The 21,768-nt window shown below is 38.1% G+C and carries 20 protein-coding genes and 1 pseudogene; 13 read left to right on the top strand and 8 right to left on the bottom strand.

Annotation, left to right across the window (positions count from 1 at the left end; translation table 11 throughout):
* Window positions 1–64: 64 nt before the first annotated feature.
* Genes MSMAS_RS05855 through MSMAS_RS05840 form a run of 5 tightly spaced genes read left to right on the top strand, consistent with a single transcriptional unit; the run spans window position 65 to window position 7,792 of the window.
* Window positions 65–3,220 carry a site-specific DNA-methyltransferase gene (locus MSMAS_RS05855; RefSeq protein WP_011032147.1) on the top strand — a complete coding sequence of 1,052 codons (3,156 nt, stop codon included), beginning with the start codon at window positions 65–67 and terminating at the stop codon, window positions 3,218–3,220.
* A gap of 9 nt (window positions 3,221–3,229) precedes the next feature.
* Entirely contained in the window at window positions 3,230–3,577 is a 348-nt protein-coding gene (locus tag MSMAS_RS17825) for a hypothetical protein (protein WP_137726744.1), read from the top strand.
* A complete protein-coding gene (locus tag MSMAS_RS05850) occupies window positions 3,547–5,580 on the top strand; it encodes a DEAD/DEAH box helicase family protein (protein ID WP_080503012.1) in 2,034 nt (677 codons plus the stop codon). The genes MSMAS_RS17825 and MSMAS_RS05850 overlap by 31 nt, the downstream gene beginning before the upstream one ends.
* The gene (locus tag MSMAS_RS05845; RefSeq protein WP_011032150.1) at window positions 5,577–6,449 is read left to right on the top strand and encodes an ATP-binding protein; all 873 of its coding nucleotides are present in this window, start codon (window positions 5,577–5,579) and stop codon (window positions 6,447–6,449) included. Before MSMAS_RS05850 ends, MSMAS_RS05845 begins: the two co-directional genes overlap by 4 nt.
* Window positions 6,446–7,792: a DNA double-strand break repair nuclease NurA gene (locus tag MSMAS_RS05840; protein ID WP_011032151.1), complete on the top strand. Its 1,347-nt coding sequence runs from the start codon at window positions 6,446–6,448 to the stop codon at window positions 7,790–7,792. Before MSMAS_RS05845 ends, MSMAS_RS05840 begins: the two co-directional genes overlap by 4 nt.
* Window positions 7,793–8,499: 707 nt before the next feature.
* Here MSMAS_RS05840 and MSMAS_RS05835 read toward each other — a convergent pair.
* Together MSMAS_RS05835 and MSMAS_RS19725 are read right to left on the bottom strand one after the other, a co-directional pair.
* Entirely contained in the window at window positions 8,500–9,864 is a 1,365-nt protein-coding gene (locus MSMAS_RS05835; protein ID WP_048037778.1) for an RNA-binding domain-containing protein, read from the bottom strand.
* 307 nt (window positions 9,865–10,171) lie between these two features.
* Entirely contained in the window at window positions 10,172–10,303 is a 132-nt protein-coding gene (locus MSMAS_RS19725) for a hypothetical protein (RefSeq protein WP_011032153.1), read from the bottom strand.
* 282 nt (window positions 10,304–10,585) lie between these two features.
* On the opposite strand from MSMAS_RS19725, the gene MSMAS_RS05830 reads away from it, so the two are divergent.
* Complete coding sequence (locus MSMAS_RS05830) at window positions 10,586–10,924, top strand: hypothetical protein (RefSeq protein WP_011032154.1); 339 nt, start codon at window positions 10,586–10,588, stop codon at window positions 10,922–10,924.
* On the top strand, window positions 10,899–11,270 hold the full coding sequence (locus MSMAS_RS05825; RefSeq protein ID WP_011032155.1) for a DUF2283 domain-containing protein: 372 nt from the start codon (window positions 10,899–10,901) through the stop codon (window positions 11,268–11,270). The genes MSMAS_RS05830 and MSMAS_RS05825 overlap by 26 nt, the downstream gene beginning before the upstream one ends.
* A 27-nt stretch (window positions 11,271–11,297) precedes the next feature.
* On the opposite strand, the gene MSMAS_RS05820 is transcribed toward MSMAS_RS05825, so the two are convergent.
* The gene (locus tag MSMAS_RS05820; protein ID WP_011032156.1) at window positions 11,298–11,504 is read right to left on the bottom strand and encodes a type II toxin-antitoxin system HicB family antitoxin; all 207 of its coding nucleotides are present in this window, start codon (window positions 11,502–11,504) and stop codon (window positions 11,298–11,300) included.
* 469 nt (window positions 11,505–11,973) lie between these two features.
* Here MSMAS_RS05820 and MSMAS_RS05815 point away from each other — a divergent pair, with 469 nt between their 5' ends.
* From MSMAS_RS05815 to MSMAS_RS18085, 5 genes and pseudogenes are all read left to right on the top strand, one after another.
* Window positions 11,974–12,993: a PDDEXK nuclease domain-containing protein gene (locus MSMAS_RS05815; protein ID WP_011032157.1), complete on the top strand. Its 1,020-nt coding sequence runs from the start codon at window positions 11,974–11,976 to the stop codon at window positions 12,991–12,993.
* A gap of 969 nt (window positions 12,994–13,962) precedes the next feature.
* Window positions 13,963–14,415 carry a hypothetical protein gene (locus MSMAS_RS05810; RefSeq protein ID WP_226987665.1) on the top strand — a complete coding sequence of 151 codons (453 nt, stop codon included), beginning with the start codon at window positions 13,963–13,965 and terminating at the stop codon, window positions 14,413–14,415.
* 400 nt (window positions 14,416–14,815) lie between these two features.
* Window positions 14,816–14,998 carry a putative DNA binding domain-containing protein gene (locus MSMAS_RS05805; RefSeq protein ID WP_048037776.1) on the top strand — a complete coding sequence of 61 codons (183 nt, stop codon included), beginning with the start codon at window positions 14,816–14,818 and terminating at the stop codon, window positions 14,996–14,998.
* Between the two features lie 21 nt (window positions 14,999–15,019).
* A pseudogene (locus MSMAS_RS05800) lies at window positions 15,020–15,436 on the top strand (ATP-binding protein); the annotation flags it as partial.
* A gap of 363 nt (window positions 15,437–15,799) precedes the next feature.
* Complete coding sequence (locus MSMAS_RS18085; protein ID WP_080503013.1) at window positions 15,800–15,970, top strand: type II toxin-antitoxin system HicB family antitoxin; 171 nt, start codon at window positions 15,800–15,802, stop codon at window positions 15,968–15,970.
* 64 nt (window positions 15,971–16,034) lie between these two features.
* Here the strand turns inward: MSMAS_RS18085 and MSMAS_RS05795 are convergent, their stop codons facing one another.
* From MSMAS_RS05795 to MSMAS_RS05775, 4 genes are all read right to left on the bottom strand, one after another.
* On the bottom strand, window positions 16,035–16,658 hold the full coding sequence (locus tag MSMAS_RS05795; protein WP_011032161.1) for a type II toxin-antitoxin system VapC family toxin: 624 nt from the start codon (window positions 16,656–16,658) through the stop codon (window positions 16,035–16,037).
* The gene (locus MSMAS_RS05790) at window positions 16,651–17,022 is read right to left on the bottom strand and encodes an STAS-like domain-containing protein (protein ID WP_011032162.1); all 372 of its coding nucleotides are present in this window, start codon (window positions 17,020–17,022) and stop codon (window positions 16,651–16,653) included. Before MSMAS_RS05790 ends, MSMAS_RS05795 begins: the two co-directional genes overlap by 8 nt.
* A gap of 419 nt (window positions 17,023–17,441) precedes the next feature.
* On the bottom strand, window positions 17,442–17,900 hold the full coding sequence (locus MSMAS_RS05785; RefSeq protein ID WP_011032163.1) for a DNA polymerase ligase N-terminal domain-containing protein: 459 nt from the start codon (window positions 17,898–17,900) through the stop codon (window positions 17,442–17,444).
* A 264-nt stretch (window positions 17,901–18,164) separates the two neighbouring features.
* Window positions 18,165–18,434, bottom strand: a complete 270-nt coding sequence (locus MSMAS_RS05775) for a ferritin family protein (protein WP_048037772.1) — start codon at window positions 18,432–18,434, stop codon at window positions 18,165–18,167.
* Window positions 18,435–19,146: 712 nt separating this feature from the next.
* On the opposite strand from MSMAS_RS05775, the gene MSMAS_RS05765 reads away from it, so the two are divergent.
* Window positions 19,147–21,321, top strand: a complete 2,175-nt coding sequence (locus tag MSMAS_RS05765) for a lectin like domain-containing protein (protein WP_011032165.1) — start codon at window positions 19,147–19,149, stop codon at window positions 21,319–21,321.
* 123 nt (window positions 21,322–21,444) lie between these two features.
* On the opposite strand, the gene MSMAS_RS05760 is transcribed toward MSMAS_RS05765, so the two are convergent.
* Complete coding sequence (locus MSMAS_RS05760; RefSeq protein WP_011032166.1) at window positions 21,445–21,684, bottom strand: KEOPS complex subunit Pcc1; 240 nt, start codon at window positions 21,682–21,684, stop codon at window positions 21,445–21,447.
* Window positions 21,685–21,768: the final 84 nt, after the last annotated feature.

Below are 21,768 nucleotides of genomic sequence, written 5' to 3'. Positions count from 1 at the left end.
AAAATTTATTAAGTGGAAGCAATAATTTATAACATATCAAAAATAAATGGACAGTGTTTGAAAATTGATAGATGATTACACCCAAAAACTCCAGGAACTCTTACATACGCTTTTCCAGTTCGATTCGACAGATCTGGATTTTGGAATTTATCGCATAATGAACCAGAAGCGCAGTGAGATTGAAAAGTTCATAAATAAAGATTTGATCAACGCAGTTGAAGAGGCACTTGAAAAGTACAGAGCATCCGAAAAAAGAGCTCTGGCCTCTCCTTCTTTAGCAAAGAAATGGGTTCAAGCAGCAACTTTGAACAATTTAGGAGTTTCAGCTACGGAGATTGCAGGTACGACCATCATAAACCCTTTAATTAATCCTTTACTCGGAGATTTCCCTGCATACGGAATTGAAACTTCAGAAGAGTATTTACAAAGCAATGAAATAGAGAGAAAAACTTGGGATTCAGAATTTGGAGACGATGAAACAACCTTTGAACAGCACAAAGCCGAGATTTTCTCTCACATTTATCACTTTTTCTCACGCTACTACGACAAAGGAGATTTCATATCGCTCCAGCGCTATTCAAAACAGCAGAAATACGCCATCCCCTATAACGGTGAAGAGGTCATGCTTCACTGGGCAAACAAGGGTCAGTACTTCATAAAAACAGGAAAGAACTTCCAAAACTATGTTTTCAAGGATGACGGGAAGACTTACACCACACATTTCAGGATTTCAAACACCCCTATAGAAAAGAACAGCAACAAAGATGAAAACCGGTTCTTCATACTGAAAAGAAAAAGCAAGATTGAAACTGAAGATGAGACGGAAGTTCTGGAACCTATTTTTTATTATCCTGAGAATAAAGAACTTACCATCCTCTTTGAATACCGAGGATTGACAAAGGAAGAAGAGAAGGAGTTTGGTACTAAGAATGTGCAGGACAAAATTCTTGATGAAATAGAAACCAAAATTCTTGCTATCATAAAAGATCCAGACCTGAAAAAGGTACTTACAAGACCTATAGACGGAAAAAAGAATTTCCTGCGAAAACACCTTAACCGCTATGTGCGAGAAAATAATACTGATTACTTTATCCACAAGAACCTCAAGCGCTTCCTGACCAATGAACTTGATTTCTACATCAAAAATGAAATCTTCGACCTTGACAACATTCTCGAATCAGGAAACGAAGCAAAGATGGAGCGTTATGTAGGAAGAGTAAAGGTCTTTAAAACAATCTGCCTAAAGATTATTGACTTCCTCTCCCAGATAGAAGAGTTCCAAAAAAAGCTCTTTGAGAAAAAAAAGTTTGTCCTAACATCTGAATACTGCATGACTATAGACAATGTACCTGAATTTATCTATCCCAACATTCTGCAAAATAAAGCCCAGCTTGAAGAATGGGAAAAACTCTATGGTATCAGAATAAAGAATCAGAAAAGTCTCTATGATCTTGAATCCCAGATCATAGATCTCAAAGCAAATCCTTACCTTGTAATTGATACAAAGTTCTTTGACCAATCCTTCAAAGACTGCCTCCTTTCAAACTTCAATGACCTCGATGAAGCAACTGGAGGTCTGATGATAAATAGTGAAAATTGGCAGGCATTGAATTTATTATTAAACAAGTACACTGAACAGATAAAATGTATTTATATTGATCCGCCTTACAATACTGGAAAGGATAAGTTTCCATATAAAGATCGATATATGCACAGTTGTTGGTTATCTTTACTATCACAAACAATTCAATCTTCAAAAGGAATTCTAACATTAGACGGAATTTTCTTTTGTAGTATTGATAGCAACGAGGCTCATAACTTAAAACAAGTTTTTAATGAATATTTTGGCAGTGATAATTATCTCGCAGACCTAATATGGGACCTTGGTACAGGTACAACTGCTGGGCATTTTACGAGATCGCACGAATATATATATTCATATGCAAAAAATAAAAAAATGTTAGATAATTTTGATTATACAGACGGCGGTACTATAACACATGGTGCACTGAAAAAAATATCAAAAGCCAATCCAGCAAGTGAAATTCTATTTCCGGCAGGAATAGAATTCGAGGGAGATAAAGATGAGTTTTCTGGATGCATTGGTGGCTCTGAAAAGGAATATATAATTAGTGAAAAAATGGAATTTGAAAATGGTAAATTAAAAAAGCCAGTAATAATCAAAGCTGGATGGGCAATGAAAAAACAAATACTGAATTGGCTTGAAGGAAAAGAGACTTACGATACAAAAGGACAAAAGGTTACAAAATTTTACTTCAATAAAAATGGTATCCTATGTTATGAAAAAGAAAAAAGTAAAATAAATCCAAAAACAGTAATATCAAAATTAACTAATACAAAAGAAGGAACGTCCACATTAAAAAATGTTATAAATGAAGATATTGATTTATATCCAAAACCTCCAAAACTTCTGGAATTTTTAATAAATTTAGGATCTCAAGATGAAGCATCAATAATTCTTGATTTCTTTGCCGGTTCTGGTACAACTGCCCATGCAATTCTCAACTTAAACAAAGAAGAATGTGGAAACCGAAAATATATACTTATAGAGATGGGTGACTATTTTGACTCAGTCCTAAAACCTCGTATCAAAAAAATAATATACTCAAAAGATTGGAAAGATGAAAGACCCCAATCAAAAGACGGGCAAAGTCATATTTTCAAATACCTTACACTTGAACAGTACGAGGATACCTTAAATAACATAGAATTTGGAGAAAAAAGCTCATTTCAGAGAAGACTTAATGGTTTTTCGGACTACATGTTACATTACATGCTCGACTTTGAAACTGCATATAGTCCCTGCAGGTTAAACATAACAAAGCTTAAAAACCCTTTTAACTATACTCTCAAAGTTTCTGATCAGAATGAACTTCGGGAACAGGTTGTAGACCTTGTAGAGACTTTCAACTACCTTCTCGGAATCCATGTGAAGAAAGTTAAAACTTTCGAAAATAATGGCACCTATTACCGTGTGATTTATGGGTTTAAGGTTCAGGGGGAGAACGAGAGAAAGGAAAATATTATTGTGGTATGGCGGTGCACCGTAGGACTTGATCTCAAAGAGGATAAAAATTTTATTGAAAGTACCGTTCTCTCGGAAAAGGAACCTGATTCAAAGGTTTATGTAAACTCGGACTTTGCTGTGGAAGGTGCATTCCCGATTGAGCCAACTTTTTCTAGGCTTATGGGGGCATGAGGTATGACGGTGAGTAGAAGGAAGAGCGGGGCAAAGAATAGCAGTGGTAAAAGGAAGGCTTTGCTTGACGACCACCTCGTTCTGAACTCATATATGCTCAATCTCTTCGGGATGAAAAATTTTAAAGAACTGAAAGAGATCCTGAAACAGACAGAAGAAGGGTTTGATGAAGAAGGGAGAAGCTACATGTTCCATGCTCTTTATTCCCTGAAGAAACTGGAACCAAGACTTAAGCCCATGCTCGAAGACTATGACAGCAACATCAGAGAGTATATGGAACATATCAACCAGTCTAGGGAAACTCCTATAAAACTCAAGTACTTCCAATACCTATCTGTGCTTTTCGGGGAGATCTAGATAGATATTTCTCTGATCATGTTAATTTTATCAATGAACTAACAGAATTTGAGTATAGATTCATTAAAGAGCATACAAGTCCAATTGAAGAAGAGAATAGTGGATTCATTCATTCAAGAAATGATCTCAGAAAACTTGCATTCTGGATGGCAACTGGGTCTGGGAAAACATTCCTCGTTCATCTCAATTATCTCCAGTTCATAAAACATAACAGGGGAAAATACCGGATTAAATTTGACAACATTCTGCTCATCACCCCAAACGAAAATCTTTCCTTCCAGCACATCGAAGAGATGAAGAAAAGCCGTATTCCTTGCATGCTTTTTGGAAACACAGAGTTTGGGGATTTTTCCAAATTTGCAGATGAGAACACCATAAAAGTGGTTGACATCCATAAACTTACCGATGAAAAAAAGGGCTCTGGAGTCACCATAGATATTGAAAAATTCGGGACAAAGAACCTGGTCTTTGTGGATGAAGGACACAAAGGTAGTAGTGGAAAGAAATGGAATTACTTCAGGAATGAGCTCACTTCCGATGGGTTCAAAATTGAATACAGTGCTACTTTCGGGCAGGCTGTAGCTTCAGGGAGCGAAGAGGGACAGAAACTTTTTCATGAATACGGCAAATCAATTCTTTTTGATTACTCCTATCGCTTCTTCTTTGAAGACGGATATGGAAAAAAATACAAAATCTTGAACCTCAAGGACAAGGCATATTCTGATGAAATAAAGCACAAACTCATGCTCGTGAACTTGCTTTCCTTCTACCAGCAAAAGAAAATTTTCAATGACAACTATGCTGAAACCCAAGAATATAATATTGCAGAACCTCTCTGGGTTTTTTTGGGGAGTAGCGTAAATAAAAACACTGAAACTTCTGATGTTTTACAGGTGATCAATTTCCTCGGAAAATTCCTCAAAAACGAAGATAACTGGGTAATAAATAACATCAAAGATATCTTTGAAGGGAATTCAGGACTTGAAGATCCCACAGGGATAGACATCTTTTCTCCCCAATATCCTGAACAGAAGCTCAAGTTTCTCCGTGAAAGCGGGCTATCTCCGGAAGAAATCTATACCAATATACTGAAAAAGGTTTTCCACACTGTAGGCTCTGCTCCTCTCTACCTAGTGAACATTAAAAATGCAAAAGGAGAAATCGCACTTAAATGCGGAACTGGAAAATACTTTGGAGTAATCAATATCGGAAGCGATGGCCAGTTTTTGGATCGTGTAGAAAATGAATGCAAAGATCCCACTACCGCAAAAATCCTGAACCTTCGCATTGATTCGGATGATATAAGCTACTCTCTTTTCAGGGATATCAACTCAAACAATTCCAACATCAATATACTCATAGGGGCAAAGAAATTCATTGAGGGCTGGAACTCCTGGCGCGTTTCTAACATGGGTCTTTTGAACATAGGCAAAAGTGAAGGCTCGCAGATCATCCAGCTTTTCGGGAGAGGTGTTCGGCTCAAAGGAAAAAATATGAGCTTAAAAAGGAGTACTGCAACAGATGGCTCTTCTGAATATATCCCTGTGCTTGAAACTCTGAACATCTTCGGCATTGAAGCCAACTATATGGATCAGTTCAAATACTACCTCAGAAATGAAGGAGTGACTGTAGACAACAGAATTGAAATCCCAATAAAAATCCAGATTAATGATTCCTACATAAAGGAAGAGTTACTCATACCTGACTATAACAACCGGGAATTTAAAAACCATATTTTTGAGCTTGATAGTTATGAAAAAATGGAGCCAGTAGAGATTGACCTTTATCCTAAAATTGATGTCCTTGAAAGTAATGAATCTGAAGAAATAAGAGCTGAGTACAAAAAACCAAGAAGGGAAATCAGGAGCCCCGAAATTAATCTCCTAGACTGGACAAAAATATACTACCAGCTTCTAGAGAAAACGAACATGATTACTCAGATAAAATCAGATATGGGAGGAAGAAAGCAGCATACTTATGTTGCTTATTCAGTGCAGGATTGATTCCCCCAACAAATTATAAAGTTTATTTTGAGGGGAATGATAACCTAAACAAATTAGTGCAAGAAGATGGAAAAATAAATCCAAAGAATGGAATTACTCTTAAAGAGGCAACTAGTTGGTTTACTACCATCTGGGAACAATCTAATTCTGAATTTTTTGAAGATTATAAAAAAAAGAAAGGGCATGATTGGATAGACGAAGATTTAAAAGCATTACTAATATTTTTAACTAAGAAAAAAAATCCAACTGGCAGACAAAATATCAGTGGTTACCTTAAGCTAAGAAAAATGAAAGATCTACATACTGCCACTAACGAAAAACCATTTGAAGAAGAAATAATAGAAGCATTGGCTCAAGGTAAAATAATAATAATTGACTTATCTCAAGGAGATCCGGAAATTCAAAAGCTATACTCTGAGAGAATATGTAGTAAAATATTCAACCACTCAATGGGTAATTTCACCAGAAATAAACCAAATAATTTTGTACAATTTTACTTTGAAGAAGCTCACAATCTCTTTCCAAAGAAAGAAGATAAAGATATGAGTGATATATATAACCGAATAGCAAAAGAAGGAGCAAAGTTAAATTTAGGTTTAATCTATGCAACTCAAGAAGTAAGCTCAATATCTTCAAATATATTAAAAAATACCCAGAATTGGTTTATTGCTCATTTAAACAATGAAGATGAGATAAAAGAAATTAAAAAATACTATGATTTTAAAGATTTTACCGAAAATTTAATTCTATTCAACGCTACCTCAGACAAGGGATTCATCAGAATGAAGACTTATTCGAATTCCTTTGTGGTACCAGTCCACATCGATCGATTTTTGGCTGATGAAATTGATTTAGAGGAATTAAGATGAGTTATTCAAGTCAAGCTGGAAGGAGACCAAATGAATATGCGAGTAAATCGTCACATACTAACATAATATGGGACCAAGATATTAAAGAATTCTTAGATAAATGCAGTCTTCCCAGCGGCTCTGATGAGATTGTTCTAAGAGAAGAAAATCTTATAGCTGATGTCAATTATGATTTAAAAAGCCCTATAAGCCTTTTTATCACAATAGATGGAGGGTATACAGAGGTTTTCATTAGAAGAGAGTTTCCATCATGTGTTTTGAACTTTTTTCAATTTGGAGCATTGATTTTTGAGCTTAAGGATCTTAAAACTCTTTCTAACAAACCGTTTATAGATCCCGAAGATATCGAAAGGCTCAAAAAAATAGAACGGCTAAAATTTGTTCTTCCCACAAAAAACATTTCTTACAAAGATGAAAGTTTAACCAATTCAGTTAGAAATACATTTTATGAGTTTTTTACAGAAAATAAAGAAAATTTCATTGAAACTCTAAAATGGTTTTTATATAGGGAATACGACAGTAAAAAGGAAATCGCTTCTTACACACTCTCTAGTTGTCCAAATCCAAAATGTAACAATAAAAGAATTGAATTAAACAAAAGGGATATGTCAGAGAATTATCTTTTCTGTTGCGATGACTGTGGCGAAAAAATATATTTAACAGATGTTTTTAGGCTTCACGAAGTAATTGATGATGAATTTGGGGCAGGTGGGATTTTAGCATATGTTACCAATCTTCTTGAACATATATTGTTGATTCATTATATTAGAACAATATTGAGGATAAAGCCCTCTCTGCTGAAAGAAACATTATTTATCAAAGAGGGGCCTTTAGCATTTTTTAGTGTCACCGCGAATATGCATAAACCAATGAGAGATTTGTCTAACTATTTATTGGAAAAATATGATCTTAATTTAGTAGGTGTTGAAAAAAGTGGATCTTTTGTAGAACACGCCGCTCAAATAGGAAATAAGATGGAATCTGGGACACTTTTGCTCATAAACAACAACTACATATATAAGTATATCATTCCCGGCAAAGCTGATCCAGATAATCCCTATGCAAGGACATCTTATTATGGGGGAAAATTGATTTTCAAATCCCGTGACGAAAGATTATACGTTGTAACTATACCTGTTGAAAACGAATCTGTCGTTCTTGATCCAAAAAAAGAAAATTTTAAGAATCTAGACTCAATTCTGCAGAATCTAGAACAATTAAAATGTGATATGTATGATAATTCTTTGTTCCCTGTTGCGCTCGCAAATAAACTAGTATCCTTATCAGCGCATCCAAGTTCGGTAATACTTGAAAAATTTGCTAAAAGCTTCATAAAACCATAAGACCAAAAGACTATGCTGAAAAATAAGTAGTAACAGTGAGTCATTGCCCATATAGAAAAACGAGTGCATCAATCTTTTTTAGAAAAACAAAAAGAGATTCTTATATTTAAGAGAAAAACTCTACAAGTATGATAAAAATCTGTTCGGCAGCCTAGATCTAAGAGTCTTCGTCTTCGAAGTAGAGTTTAATTGCTTCTTTCCGTTCTCGGCTACCTCTTCAATCTTTTCCTTACTTGCAATATCAGCCTCCAATCACCAAGGAATTTCGAGAAAAAGTCTCTACACAAACTTCACTCCTCCCCTTTATCAAAAACCCAATAAGCAAAATCCTACCAGCAAATCCTCCTCTTTCCTCTTTCTTTCTCTCCTGCACACTTACAATATCCTCAAACCATTGATCTCGGAAAATGCATCAACAACCGCCTTCACATCAGCCAGTTCCTCAACGCAGGGATTTCCTGTAAATTCCAAAACTTCCTCCCGAAGATTTTTTAATTAGGTATCTCAGGTATTCCCGGTCGTTATCAAGGGTTTTGTATTCAGGGGTCCGGTTTGAGGATTTTATGATGGAGAGAGTTTTGTTGCTGACCGGTTTAGGGCAAGATCAAAAAGATAATAAACGGTAGGTGGGGAAAAAGGGGAGCAGCCCGCCCGAAAATATAATAAAACAGTAATATTCAGACAGCCCCACAGGCGGCTCCAGTTCCTCATTTTTCAATGATTTCCCAGTAACCGCCTCTAGCCGAACCGATTCTCTTGAGTAAACCCTTTTTCTTTAATTTAGAAATGTTTTCTTCAGTTTTTCTTGCAGAAATGCCTACTCTATCGGAAAGTTCCCTGGCTGAAATTCGTGAATTTTCTCTTATCAAACTGAGTATCACTTCTTGATTTTGGGTTAGAGTTTCTCCGACCTTTTCTCCGACCTTTTCTCCGACCTTTTCTCCGTCTCTTTCCTCACTATCCTCAAAATACTTCCTCTTAAACGTTACAATAAACTGAGTCCCAACCTCTTTAAAATCAGTGTCGGGTTCCATCGAAAGGATAAGACTTATTCCTCTGCCCCATTTTTCAATCCAGTGAATTTCATGGAAGATTTCAGCTATCAGCTCATTCCTTCGCTCAGAAACCATTTCGGTCTTGATCTGTTCGATGGTAAGTCCTCCATAAAGGAGACCTTTGTTTCTGATTTCCACACGGTTTTTGAATACGGCTACATTTACGGAATCATATTCATAATAGTCCCGGTGGCAAAAGGCATTTATTATGGCTTCTCTTATTGCTTCTTTCGAGATTTCAGGGACGTCGATTCTCTTCAGGCCCTCAAGCCGCATTCCAATGTGGGTGTTTTTAAGGAGGTATTTTTCAGCCTCACCTATCAGGTAGAAGAGATCACCTGTATAGTCCTGCATGTCAATGATATATGAAGTGTCATTTGTAGCAAAGACTGCACACCTGAGTTTTGCATTAGGGAAAAAATCCTCGGGTTTCTTTCCGAAAAGAATGACTGCGGCATTTGTTAAATTTCCGTCTTTTGAGAGCTTTAATTTTTTCAGGGAATTTTCAAGCCCTTTGTACTCTTTGCCAGCTTCTTTTACAAAGGACCTGACTTTTTCTTCACTGATATCTTCTAAACTTGCTTCCCTGCAAATGGAACTATCCCACTTCAATTGGTCCTTATTCTTCCTGAGTATCAGGTTCTCAAGTTCTTTTACACTCAGGGGCTTGTCCTCATCAGAAGTGCGAATATAAGCTCTGCCGTATGCAAAGTAAGGTACTTCATTTCCCTGGAATTCGACTTCAATGCAAGATTTTCCCTCGAAAGTTACTTGCCGGATAACGGGATAGACTTTTGGTTCTATGTACGCTGAAATAGCCTGAGAAATGGTTCTCAAAGTGTCATTCCCAATTTCCTGCCCCACAACTGTCCCATCGTCCTTAACTCCAAAGTATAATTTGCCTTCCTGATGCTTGTTGAGTATAGCAACTATAGAGATTACGGCAGGTTTCAATTGTGCAGTGGATTTTTTCAGTTCAAGGGTTTCAGATTCCTTTTGTTTAAAAAAAGGGTTCATAACCAGGTCCTGAAATAATTCTTATGACTTTAAGATAATATTCAAGTATTATAAAAGGTATGGATTTTGGAAATTAATGGAATTGAGGACTTTATATTCGCTTAGACTAACAATAAAAATCTCGCATCAATAGTGCGGAAATTTGCTATAAAAAAAGAAGAGAACTTTAAAGAAAAAGAACGTAAGGGCAATAGAAAAATTACAGGCTACCTGCAAGCGCATGAAAAAGTAACTGCAAAAGAATTACATAATGTATTGAAGGTATCTTAACTTCCAGCCTTTGCCCTGAAAAGCCAACCACACACCATTACATCCGTTCTTTTCCCTTATTCAGCTCATCAATTCTTGCCTGTATCTCATCCTTCTGCTGCCTATACCTGATTTTGATTTCCTTAACCTCTCTGTAGATAAGCATGCTTTCATCACTGATTCCTGTCATTGACTCGATATGTATTACGAGTTCGTCTACCCCTTCGTCCAGTCGCGGTTCTACTTTCCGCCATTCTGCATACTTGAATTCATGATTTAGGAATTTTGTCTTAGACCGATTTGGTGCAGGATCAAAAACTAAAAAACGGCAGTGAGGGGAGAGGGGAGCAGCAGGCTCGGGAAATATATTTTTACAGAAATAATATGTTACCTACCTTCGACAAAAGAAATCTAAGACTATAAATAGAATAAGACAACATCTTAAATTTTAAAGCAACCGTGAGGTCACTGGATGGATGTAGTCACTTTATTAAATTGTTTATCTGAAATTGAAATAGATAATCTACGTGCTACATATCATTTTCAAGAAAGAATTCGGGAACGTAAAAGTGAAATACATCCAGACTTAAATGAAATATACAACATAATCCTTAAAGAACAGCCTGTTGGTATCCTTAAACAGGAGCAAGAAAAGTTCAAACTCTATTACGAAAGAAACGAGAGTTATGACCTTATCGTCATAGTAAGTATTAAGAGCACAAATCCAACAATACTTAACCTTGTGACCTGTTTCCTTGAAGATGCAAAAAAGAGGAGGCGGCCGGATGAGGCAAGAATCCCTGGTAACTAAGTACGATTACGATTTCGAAAATGATAGCATTTTCTTTTACGGAAGCAACAAGAAGTACAGGTCTTCCATAGATCTGGACGGAATAATCCTTGATATTGGCGAAGATGACCAGATCATGGCTATCGAGATCCTTGATGCTTCAAACAGGTTCAACCTTGCAAAAGAGGACTTGAGGAACATAAAATACTTTGAAGCTCGCATAGAAGTTAGCGAAGAAAATATCAGGCTGACAATGAAAATGAGCGTCAATAAGAGAAATAAACTGGTTGACAAAGGCCTTGATGCTCTCGGGCTGAACAGCATAAACCTTCCAATAAGCACGCAGGGGATCGAGCTTAACTGTTAATTTATTTTTCCGGAAGTCGAAGGCAATTTAGTTAACTGAAACCTCCACTATAGCGATTTCTCCCAGTACCTGAGCCTGTTCTCCTGTTACTTCCAGGACAAGCTGGATAGCTTCCTTAATGTTTTCAAGTGCCTCCTCTTCTGTATCTCCTTCGCTGATAGCGGCAGGAATTTCGAGGCACCGGGCGGTATAGCCTCCTTCCTCAGATTCTTCAAGTTTAATTGTGAACTGCATAAAGAATAACTGGTAATTTTGATATTTAATATACCCTGCCTCTGAAAATTTCCCGTTCTACGTTTTTATTCCCTGTTTAGCGCTGTAAATAAAAACCAGGTTGGGAGAGAGGGAAGCAGCAGGCACCGGAAATATATTTTTACAGAAATATTCTGACGGTTCTGACTTTTATTAGATTATGAGTTAGCGTAAACTGTTTATGAATTAATTTTCCTCTAATTCACATATCCCAAACTCAGGCAAGAAATATCCTAACACGTGTTTTTTTAGTCGCAAAAACGTTACCTGAGTAAGTTAAAATTAGAATCACAGAAACCGGAAATGTGAACTTTTAAAATCTCGCACCAATGGTGCGAGAAATTTGCTACGAAATTAATGAAAATTATGCGTAAAGAATATTTAAGGCTGGGTATACATGTAAAAATAGAAAACTGGAGTTCTTTTTGAGAGCGCTTTCCGGGATGACTATATGAAAGGTATTGAAACTTCTGAATATAAGACTCTGTTTGGAGAAATCAAAAATCGAATACTTAAAGGCCAGTACGAGGCTTTAAAGGCAGTAAATAGGGAATTGATCTCAGTTTACTGGGATATTGGAAAGTTGATTGTTGAAAGGCAAAAAAGTGAGACATGGGGCAAGTCCGTTGTCGACCAGCTTTCAAGAGACCTCCAGGAGGAGTTCCCTAGAGTAAGGGGTTTTTCTGCCTCAAATATCTGGCGCATGAGGATGTTTTATCTCACATATGCCGACAATCAAAAACTCGCACCATTGGTGCGAGAAATCGGATGGACTCACAATATAGCAATTATGGAAAAGTGTAAAGATGACCTTGAACGCGAATTTTATCTTCGTACAACCCGGAAATTCGGGTGGACTAAAAATATTCTGATAGTTCAGATTGAAAACGATACTTACAAAAAGACCCTGCTCAACCAGACGAATTTTGAAACAACCCTCCCGGCAGAAATTCAATCTAAGGCAAAACTCGCAATTAAGGATGAATATACTTTCGATTTCCTCGAACTCGGAGATCTCCACTCAGAAAAGGAACTCGAAAAGGAAATTCTCTTAAAACTGGAAGCTTTCCTCCGGGAAATGGGTGGAATGTTTACCTTCATAGGCAGTCAGTACCGCATTCAGGTAGAAGATGAAGAATACTTCATCGATCTTCTTCTCTTCCACCGGGCTATAAACTGCCTCATCGCAGTAGAACTTAAAATTGGCAAATTCCTCCCAGAATACATAGGAAAAATGCAGTTTTATCTGGCCCAGCTAGACGATTTCGTAAAGCAGCCCCACGAAAATCCCTCTATCGGCATCATCCTATGCAAATCCAGAAACAAAACCATTGTAGAATATGCTCTTCGCGAATCAAACAAGCCCATTGGTGTTGCTGAGTACAAAATTGTTTCTACACTGCCAGAAAAACTCAAAGGAAAATTACCCTCTCCTGAAGAAATTTCGAAACTTTTGGAGGAAATAAAGTAAAGAAGCGAGTTTCTCCATTTCAATCAAAATATAATCTTCCACTAAAACCAAAGTAAGAAAATACCGCTAAATTCTCCTCTCCTGCATCCTCAAACCCCCTGATCCCTGAAAGCGCATCAAGACCTCCCTCATATCACCCAGTTTCTCAACAGAAATATTCAGTAAACTACAGAACCCCCTCCTGAATATAATTAATAAGGCGCCCCACTTATTCCCGGTCCTATCAAGAATTTTTCCATCCCAGGGCCCGGTTTGAAGATTTCATGGTTTGGAGATTTTGTAGAGGGTTAGTTTGGTGCAGGACTGAAAACTAATAAAAGGTAGGTGAAGGAAAAAGGAGCAGTGCGTGCTGGAAATATAATAAAAAAGTGATATATTTGGTAGAATTACTATCAACCATTGAGAAACTTGCAGGGAAAATATAATAAGAATTAATACAGTATACCTGAAGTCATTATTTTTCAGGATCTGATATCTTTGGGTGAGAAAACAAATCTGCCTTGTTTTGAAAATGTTCTTAGTCAGGCAGTCAAGTACCTCTACCGATGTGAAAAATGTACTTATTCTGATCTTTAGAAGACACTTATTGATGACTTCAAGATAATAAACGATTTTCATCAAGAAAATTTAAAGCCAAAAATCCTTGAGTTTAAAAATGAAATCTACTGGGTTTTTAAGTACCTGAAATTGATTCGATTTATTCAATCAGATCCTGAAGGGTTTATTTCAATCAGCTCAAAAGGAAAGGACTTTTTAAGTAAATATCCACCTGAAAAGGGCCAGCTGGAGGATATTGATTATCTTATAAGCATAAAGGACTATTTTGTCTCTTTTGACTTAGAACTCGACCCGATTGTTGTCCCTTATAATAAATTCATACAATACAGCGACGAAGAAAAAGCGAAAAAAACATTAAACAGTTTCTTTTGTTCAAAAGACTCCGATATACAGGATTTTATCCGAAATAAAATGGAAATATTTGATGACAGATCAATTTGCAGGTCTTATCTCATACTTGATAGAAAAAACAGTAATGATGAAAACTTCTATATTCTTGGGTTCTTTGCTCTGGCTTTGAAAATATTGACTGTAAATCAGGACAAATTAACCCGAAAGCAAAAAAAGGATATGAATCTGTTAAGGGACCAGGATGGCATCCCCTCTTATTTCATTGCCCAGTTAGGCAAAAATGACATGTTTAAATATAATTTTAAAGGAAAATACCTGCTCGATGAAGCTGTCAATATTGTTTATGAATGTATGGAAATGCTGGGAGGAAACATAGTCTGGCTCGAAGCAAATAAAGAAGCTGACTACATTGTGCGTTTTTACAAAAATAATGGCTTCATAGAATTACAGTCCGAAGTTCAAGAGGATGAAGTAGAAAGGATTCAATTAGTTAAATATTTAAATACTGAGTGATTGGATAAGATAAATTAATATGGATTTATAACTATACTATAGTGTAGTGAGAAGGATATAGACCGGACAATTATACTAAAAACGTTGTTTGGAAGCGAGTATAATTAACACACTCAAAAGTAATAAGCACAAAATTAAATGGATTGGTTAATATGGCTTCAAGATATCTGGAACAGAACTCTTTACATATATCAGACCCTGTTGCCATTAATAAGTTACATTCCTTATTTGAAAAAAATGAAAAATCCAAACCTCCTGTCTCTCGATATAGAAAGTCCGAGAAGGAAGTAATGGACTTCTTAAAAAGCTAATCAACTTATACCTAAAACACTCTTTTTTTAATAGTGTGCATGAAAATATTTTATCTCATGTTCCACTTCACTTTAGACCCTCATTTGTTATGACCGGCAGGCCCGAAAGGGAAGAGGTCTGGGACTACCCATTAGAAGCAGTCAGGGAGGCGGTTGTAAATGCAGTCTGCCACAGGGATTACACAATTATGTCCCAAATCGAAATCCGGATTTATGACAACGAACTGATAGTCTGGAGTCCGGGTGGATTACCTCCTGGGCTTACACTGTAAGAGCTTTTCAAGCCTCATGCTTCGAAATTGAGGAACAAAGGAATAGCAGAAGTCTTTTTTGATACCAAAATAATTGAACAGTGGGGCAGCGGCATTGAAAAGATAATAAATTACTGTAAGGGAGCAGATGTTCCTGAGCCTGTTTTTGAAGAGTATCAGGGTTTCCGCGTAATATTCAGGAAAGGAATTTTTAACGAAGACTATCTTAAAGGGCTTGGGCTAAATGAAAGGCAAATTAAGGCTGTGTTCTATGTAAAAGAGAAGGGAAAGATTACCAATAAAGAATATCAGGAAATATCCAATATAACTAAGAGAACGGCTTCAAGAGACCTTGCAGAACTAGTTTCTTTAAAAATATTTGAACAAATTGGCACTACAGGAAAAGGAACAGCATATATTCTATCGGGGACTACAGTTGAAAAAGAAAATACTTTGTAAATGGGACAAAGGACAGTGTAACATAAGTTCTGTAAAATCACAAATCTCAGAAGTTATTTGGTAGAAAATTGCATATCGGGAGATCAATTTTCCCATAATACACAAAAACTTGACTTCAAATTTACAGCAAATTAGGCACACTTCCGGGGACATAAAGGGGACAAACACTCCAAACCTACCAGAATGAACATGTAATGAATATGTGATGAACATGCTTGAATAAGCACGAACATATTGTGATTAATTTATGAATTTTAGATCCTCTTCCGGAAAGCAGACCTGCAAAGAATAAACGAAGAAGTAAACACAGCTATAAATCAAATCATTGGAATATGATTTGTATCTGAAAGACGAGGCCAGTCAGTGAGAGAATTTACTGTTGTTATCGAACAGGACGAAGATGGAATTTACGTAGCTTCTGTACCTGAACTTCCGGGATGTCATACGCAGGCAGAAACACTCGACGAGTTAAACAGGAGAATAAAAGAAGCAATTGAACTGTACCTTGAGGCTGAAGCTGAAAAAGAAAAATGAGGAATCTACTCTCCTTACCCTTCAAGCCAAACCGAAAAAGTCGCCAAAAAGCCTGATTTCCTGCTCACCTTCGCAGCAGCTTTTCATTTGCAGTCAAAATCTCGACCCCAAGTTCGCTGAAATCCTTATCATGTGTTACAAAAACCATTTCCCCTGAACGGCAGATCTCTGCAAAAACGAGGTCATTAAAATCATATTTCCCCTGCTCGAAAAAGCTCATAATTTCAGGCAGGTCTATTACTTTTAAATCATTATCACAGGCGAGAGTATTTCTGAGGATCTTTTTCACGTTTGAGGCGATATCTTCGGCAACCGGGCGGAAGCCGATGGAGTTCCTGAAATCCTTATACCTTGAGTGAGTGGTCTGCTGTTTGAACTCAATTCTCGAAAAGGCATTGATGAACTCCGAGATAATCATGCAGTTAATATAAATCGTGCCGTTTGAATTCCTGATTTCCCTTAGAGCCCTGGAATAGACAGCCGACTTCTGGTCAGGCCAGCCTATAGGACCGTAGATATAGAGCCAGATATTAGTATCAAAGAAATAACTCCTTTCTTCAGGAAAGTCATAGGTCTCTATTGAATGGATAGGAGCAGGACCTGGTTTTACAGGCAGGGTTTTACCGGGGCGGAGCCTCGCACTGCGCCTTACAGGATAGACCGTTGCGCGGTGGACACTCTTAGGCATCTTCGCCCCCGATCACATCCCTGAGTGCTTTCCTGCAGGAATATGCATGTTCAAAATAGACTTTTGCCCGCTCCATTACCCTCTTAAGGACGATCTCATCTTCGTGGTCAAGGTCAGTAAAAGAAAGGCTTTTTTCAATGATCTCAGCCTGGAAGGTCCCATAAAGCTGCCCCACAGCCGAATTTAAGAAGGCAGGAGTAAGTTCATTGGTTTCTGCAAAAGAAAGCTCAACAATCCTGTTTTTGCGGAAAGCATCTGCAATTTTATCGTGCACTTTCTGCCCGTCGCAGGCTGCAACACAGCAGTTAATTCCTGCAGTCTCAATAATCTTTATTTTTACCTTTTCTTCCGTAGCCTTCCCCATCTGATCACTCCTTTGCCAGAGATCAAGAGCCAGAGTTTTGAGCCGAAAAACAGCCGACGAAGCCCCTCTTCTCTTGCCTGTTATCCTTCTGTATTTTGGAAATCATCCATTTATCCAGTACTTCTTACCAGTTATCTCTTTTATCCAGTACTTTTTACCGGTAATCTTTTTTATCCAGCATTTTTTACCGATTATCTCATTTTACTGATTATTCCTCTAACACCTTTTCCTTTTACCTTCAATAACTTTGTCGGTTTACCCTGGTTAAGAGTATTTCCTGCATTAATTTCTCAAGGAATAATGTCTCGATCGCTTAACTTCGCAATCGTTTAAATTATTAAATGCGTGAACTTCTCCTCCCTGAGTTTTGATGAAGGCGAGGAAGGGACTTCACGCCTTGGAATAAGCTATTCAATGGCTTAACCGGTTTTTTTCTTAAAAAATAGCCACCCTTTATCCTCTTTTCCGTACTTTGTTTTTATCAGTACGTAATCTCCTTCAAGTTCTTCCCCGTGAAGCGTTATAATAATCTCTTTCTCGTTGCGTTTTAGAAGTTCAAAAGTACCCCTGTCCCAGATCTCAACTCTGCCGGCTCCGTACTGTCCTTCTGGAATTTCCCCTTCAAAGTCTGCATATCCGAGTGGATGGTCTTCAGTCTCGATAGCGAGCCTCCTGGTTCCCGGGCTTTTCGGAGGCTCTTTAGGAACTGCCCAGCTCTTAAGGACTCCGTCCATTTCCAGGCGAAAATCATAATGGAGATTGGTCGCATCATGGCGCTGAACCACAAAAACAGGCTTATCGGAATTCTTCTCTTCCCCTCTGGCAGGGGGTTCGGAGGTCTTATTAAAATCCCTTTTCTTCTCATATTCTTCAAGCATGGGAGATCAATAGAAAATATGGCAGCGCAGGATATAAATGGTTATGCGGCAAAGCTTGAAAAAAGACAGTAAATTTCGGAATCCAGCCCCTCCGGAGCGGCTGATGCTTTCATTCCGATCGTCTGCACACAGGCGGTTTCAAGAGAAGTGCGATGCGTATATGAAAGGAATTGAAGTGTGACGCATGTATAAAAGGATTTGAGATGTAACCTGCGGTCATTCAAGGATACCAGTTAACCACAAAAACCGGGAAATATTCTTCTTTTATTTTCTGGCAAGTGCATAATCCGCATAAATCTTTAAAAACTCTTTGTCCGCCTGCAGGAGTACGGTTTCAAACATGGCGACATGGATCTTTTCCTCCCGTGCAATATCAAGCAGGATAGTACGTATTTCTTCGTTTTTTGTCAGGTTTGCCATCTGTTCATAGAGATTGACAGCATCCAGTTCTGCGATCATTGCGGCTCTCAGAATTTCCTTATCAAGGTCTTTTTTGCTGATATTTTCAAGATCTGCAAGTGTTTCCGAAAACAGACTTTTACCCCCTCTAACTATGCCCTGTTAGAATATGGAAAGGCAAACTTAATGTCTCTTTCTATTGTGACTTTTTATATTTATTGGAAATTTTTATTGTAGTTTTATTAAGGTATTTTATTGAGATTTATTGAGGTTTATTGAGGCGTATCAAGGGTTATTGAGGCATATTCAGGCCATTGGGACGTATAAAAGTTTATTGAGGTTTATTGAGGCGTATCAAGGGTTATTGAGGCATATTCAGGCCATTGGGACGTATCAAGGGTTATTGAGGCATATTCAGGCCATTGGGACGTATCAAGGGTTATTGAGGCTTATTAAGGTTATAAAGGTTAATATTAGCCCTGCTTACACTGAGCAAATATCCATGATTATTTTTAAAAAATTTACTCAAGGAGGCTCTATGAAAAAAGAAATTTAAAAGCATAAATTATGGATTGGACAATAAAAATGAATTATGTTAGAGAGGAACTTATACACAAATTTTATAAACTAATCATGTGAATAGATAATTAATGGGGGTTTACTGGGGGTCATGCTGATTGCAATGATAGTTGTAGAAGACCGGACTGCTATTGGCTGACAGTATATAAATTAATAGTTAGAGATATGCCTGCTATGCCAGTTACTCCATGCTGTCTTTCATCTAACTGAAAACCAATCCACCCGAGGCCGAGAATTTTTGAAAAAGATAAATTCCTTTTTGCTTTCAATGATAATCTTATTTTCGTCTCTGTCCATCAGCCCGAACCTCGCAGCCGGAAGTGCCGAAAACTTAGAGCCGCCCCTGAACAGCACATCAATTTCAGACACTGCAATTGAAGAAGCACCTCTGAACCCGGAATTTCTGAACCCCGGAAAATCAGAATCATTAGAGCCTGTTTCATCCTGTGACTACGGGCATGCCTCAGGCCCGGGGTATACCCCCCCTCCGGTAAATATACCAGCACTCTCACAGAAAGGGGGAAAGCTTCTGCTCAGGGCGCAGGGTTCGGAACTCCCTTCAACGTATGATTTGCGTGAACAGGGAAGGATTACATCTGTAAAAAACCAGGGAGACACCGGAAGCTGCTGGGCTTTTTCAAGCCTTGCATCCCTTGAATCTTATATTCTGGGGACAGAGGGAAATAGTAGAGACTTTTCCGAAAATAACATGAAAAATCTTGTCACAAGGTACTATTCCGATGGTTTTGACCTGACTCCCGATAACGGCGGAAATTCTTTCATAGCCATGGCATATCTTACCCGCTGGTCAGGGCCTGTAAATGAATCTGCAGACCCATATAATGAAAACTCGGTCAATTCCCCTGCAGGGCTTCCTGTGCAGAAACATGTTCAGGAAGTAGTTGTACTGCCTGAGAGAACCGGGCCTCTGGATAACGAGTTAATTAAAAGGGCACTTATGGATAAGGGAGCTGTGTTTTCTACAATATGCTGGAATTTGCCGGATTATCATGATAAGAATTACACCTACAGATACACCGGATCAAATTCTGCAAATCATGCGATAACCATAGTAGGCTGGGATGATTCCTTTGACAGACACAGGTTCAAACAGGTTCCATCAGGAAATGGAGCTTTTATTGTAAAGAACAGCTGGGGAGAATCCTGGGGAGAAGATGGATATTTCTATATTTCCTATTATGATACCAGTATTGGATACAGAGAAAATGCAGTCTTTACGGCTTCGGAAAAAGAGAATTTTGACTATATCTACCAGTATGACCCCCTCGGCTGGATAACCCAAATAGGTTATTCCGAATTAACCGCCTGGGGAAGCAATGTTTTTACCACGGAAAGAAATGAAAAACTGGAAGCTATAGGGTTCTATACTACAGATCTCAATACGGCTTATGAGATCTATGTATACAAAAACCCGACAAACGGCCCGATTAATTCATTAAAAAATTATGCTGTAAAGGAAAGCGGTACCTGCTCATTTCCCGGATATCACACCCACATACTTAATTCTCCTGTAAACCTGATTCCGGGAGAGAAATTTTCTGTTGTTATAAAGTGCAGGAATCCTTCTTACGTATACCCTCTTGCAGTTGAGAAACAGTACCTCGATTACAGCAGTAAGGCACAGGCAAATCCCGGGGAGAGCTATGTAAGCCGGGACGGGAACAGCTGGAAGGACCTGACATCAGTTGTCGAATACGCGGAAACAAACCTCTGTATAAAGGCGTTTACAACTGTCAATGAGCTGCCAGAAGCTGGATTCTCATCAAACATTACCAGCTGGGTTTCTCCTCTTACAGTCCAGTTCACTGACCTTTCAACAGGTGCCCTGTCATGGGAATGGGATTTTAACGGGGACGGGATTACAGACTCAACAACCAAAAACCCTGTCTGCACCTACACATCTTACGGAAATTATACCGTTTCATTAAATGCAAGCAACAGGAAAGGTTTTGACACCGAAATAAAACCCGGTTATATAACAGTAAGCCCTCTATCAATTATCTCTTCAAGTCCCGGAGGAAATATCACTACCTATGAAGGGGAAAGGCAGGAATTCAATATCAGCACAAATCATAACACCAGTGCAAACTGGTATGTTAACGGAACGAAAAAACTTACCGAAACCGGTGTTAAAAGCAGTTCATATTCGGAAAGTACTCTGTTTCCAGGAACATATGATGTTACCGTGCTTGTCATAACAGGAAACGAAAATGTTATGCTTACCTGGAACTGGACAGTCGTTGACTGGAACCCATGGGACGATTTGACCTCCCTGGATGGGAAAAACATAAGCACGGAAGAACTCCAGGAAGCAATACACATCTATAAAAACGGCCTACCTATCCCAGGGACAGAAACCAAGCTAACAGACGAAGGACTCATAAAACTGATAAGGCTCTGGAAAGAAGGAGCTGCAAATTGAAAAGAGAATCAGCAAGAGGGAAACTGTAAAATGAGAGGGAAACTGTAAAATGTTTCCCGTTAATTTTTTGTTTTTATTCCACGCCTTCAATTGCTCAATTATTTTCTTTTTATTTCTGGCTTCTTACCTTTCTTTTTCCAGAGTCTGCTCGACCCCTTCCCCGATCTTAACATTCATGAGAAAATCATCAATGGTCGCAAGGAGAGAACCGATTTTCTCAGAATGAAAACGCACAGCAACCCTATCATTGCTTATCTCGCTTTCCATGCTCCTCAGATTATCCGGGGCAAGGGCTTTCAGTATTCTGGCTGCGGATTTTCTTGATTCAGGGTCTGGAAACTCAATTGTGCCTGTAATTTTCATAAATTCGCCTCTGCGTTTTTACACCAGTTCTATGCCTCTGGTTATTTTAATTTTGCTTACTCTGTTTTTACCATTCAATTTCTG

The organism is Methanosarcina mazei S-6, from assembly GCF_000970205.1.
Classification (GTDB): Archaea; Halobacteriota; Methanosarcinia; order Methanosarcinales; family Methanosarcinaceae; genus Methanosarcina; species Methanosarcina mazei.
Note: the sequence above shows the minus strand (reverse complement) of the source record. Positions and strands in the feature narration are given on the sequence as shown.

Coding starts and splice junctions, on each gene's coding strand:
- MSMAS_RS05760 (WP_011032166.1), bottom strand. CDS start 21,684: ATGAAAATTACAGGCACAATTGAGTTTCCAGACCCTGAATCAAGAAAA.
- MSMAS_RS05810 (WP_226987665.1), top strand. CDS start 13,963: ATGGAAATATTTGATGACAGATCAATTTGCAGGTCTTATCTCATACTT.
- MSMAS_RS05805 (WP_048037776.1), top strand. CDS start 14,816: ATGACCGGCAGGCCCGAAAGGGAAGAGGTCTGGGACTACCCATTAGAA.
- MSMAS_RS05785 (WP_011032163.1), bottom strand. CDS start 17,900: ATGCTTGAAGAATATGAGAAGAAAAGGGATTTTAATAAGACCTCCGAA.
- MSMAS_RS05840 (WP_011032151.1), top strand. CDS start 6,446: ATGAGTTATTCAAGTCAAGCTGGAAGGAGACCAAATGAATATGCGAGT.
- MSMAS_RS05815 (WP_011032157.1), top strand. CDS start 11,974: ATGAAAGGTATTGAAACTTCTGAATATAAGACTCTGTTTGGAGAAATC.
- MSMAS_RS19725 (WP_011032153.1), bottom strand. CDS start 10,303: ATGACAGGAATCAGTGATGAAAGCATGCTTATCTACAGAGAGGTTAAG.
- MSMAS_RS05825 (WP_011032155.1), top strand. CDS start 10,899: ATGAGGCAAGAATCCCTGGTAACTAAGTACGATTACGATTTCGAAAAT.
- MSMAS_RS05820 (WP_011032156.1), bottom strand. CDS start 11,504: ATGCAGTTCACAATTAAACTTGAAGAATCTGAGGAAGGAGGCTATACC.
- MSMAS_RS05790 (WP_011032162.1), bottom strand. CDS start 17,022: ATGGGGAAGGCTACGGAAGAAAAGGTAAAAATAAAGATTATTGAGACT.
- MSMAS_RS05830 (WP_011032154.1), top strand. CDS start 10,586: ATGGATGTAGTCACTTTATTAAATTGTTTATCTGAAATTGAAATAGAT.
- MSMAS_RS05835 (WP_048037778.1), bottom strand. CDS start 9,864: ATGAACCCTTTTTTTAAACAAAAGGAATCTGAAACCCTTGAACTGAAA.
- MSMAS_RS05765 (WP_011032165.1), top strand. CDS start 19,147: ATGATAATCTTATTTTCGTCTCTGTCCATCAGCCCGAACCTCGCAGCC.
- MSMAS_RS05795 (WP_011032161.1), bottom strand. CDS start 16,658: ATGCCTAAGAGTGTCCACCGCGCAACGGTCTATCCTGTAAGGCGCAGT.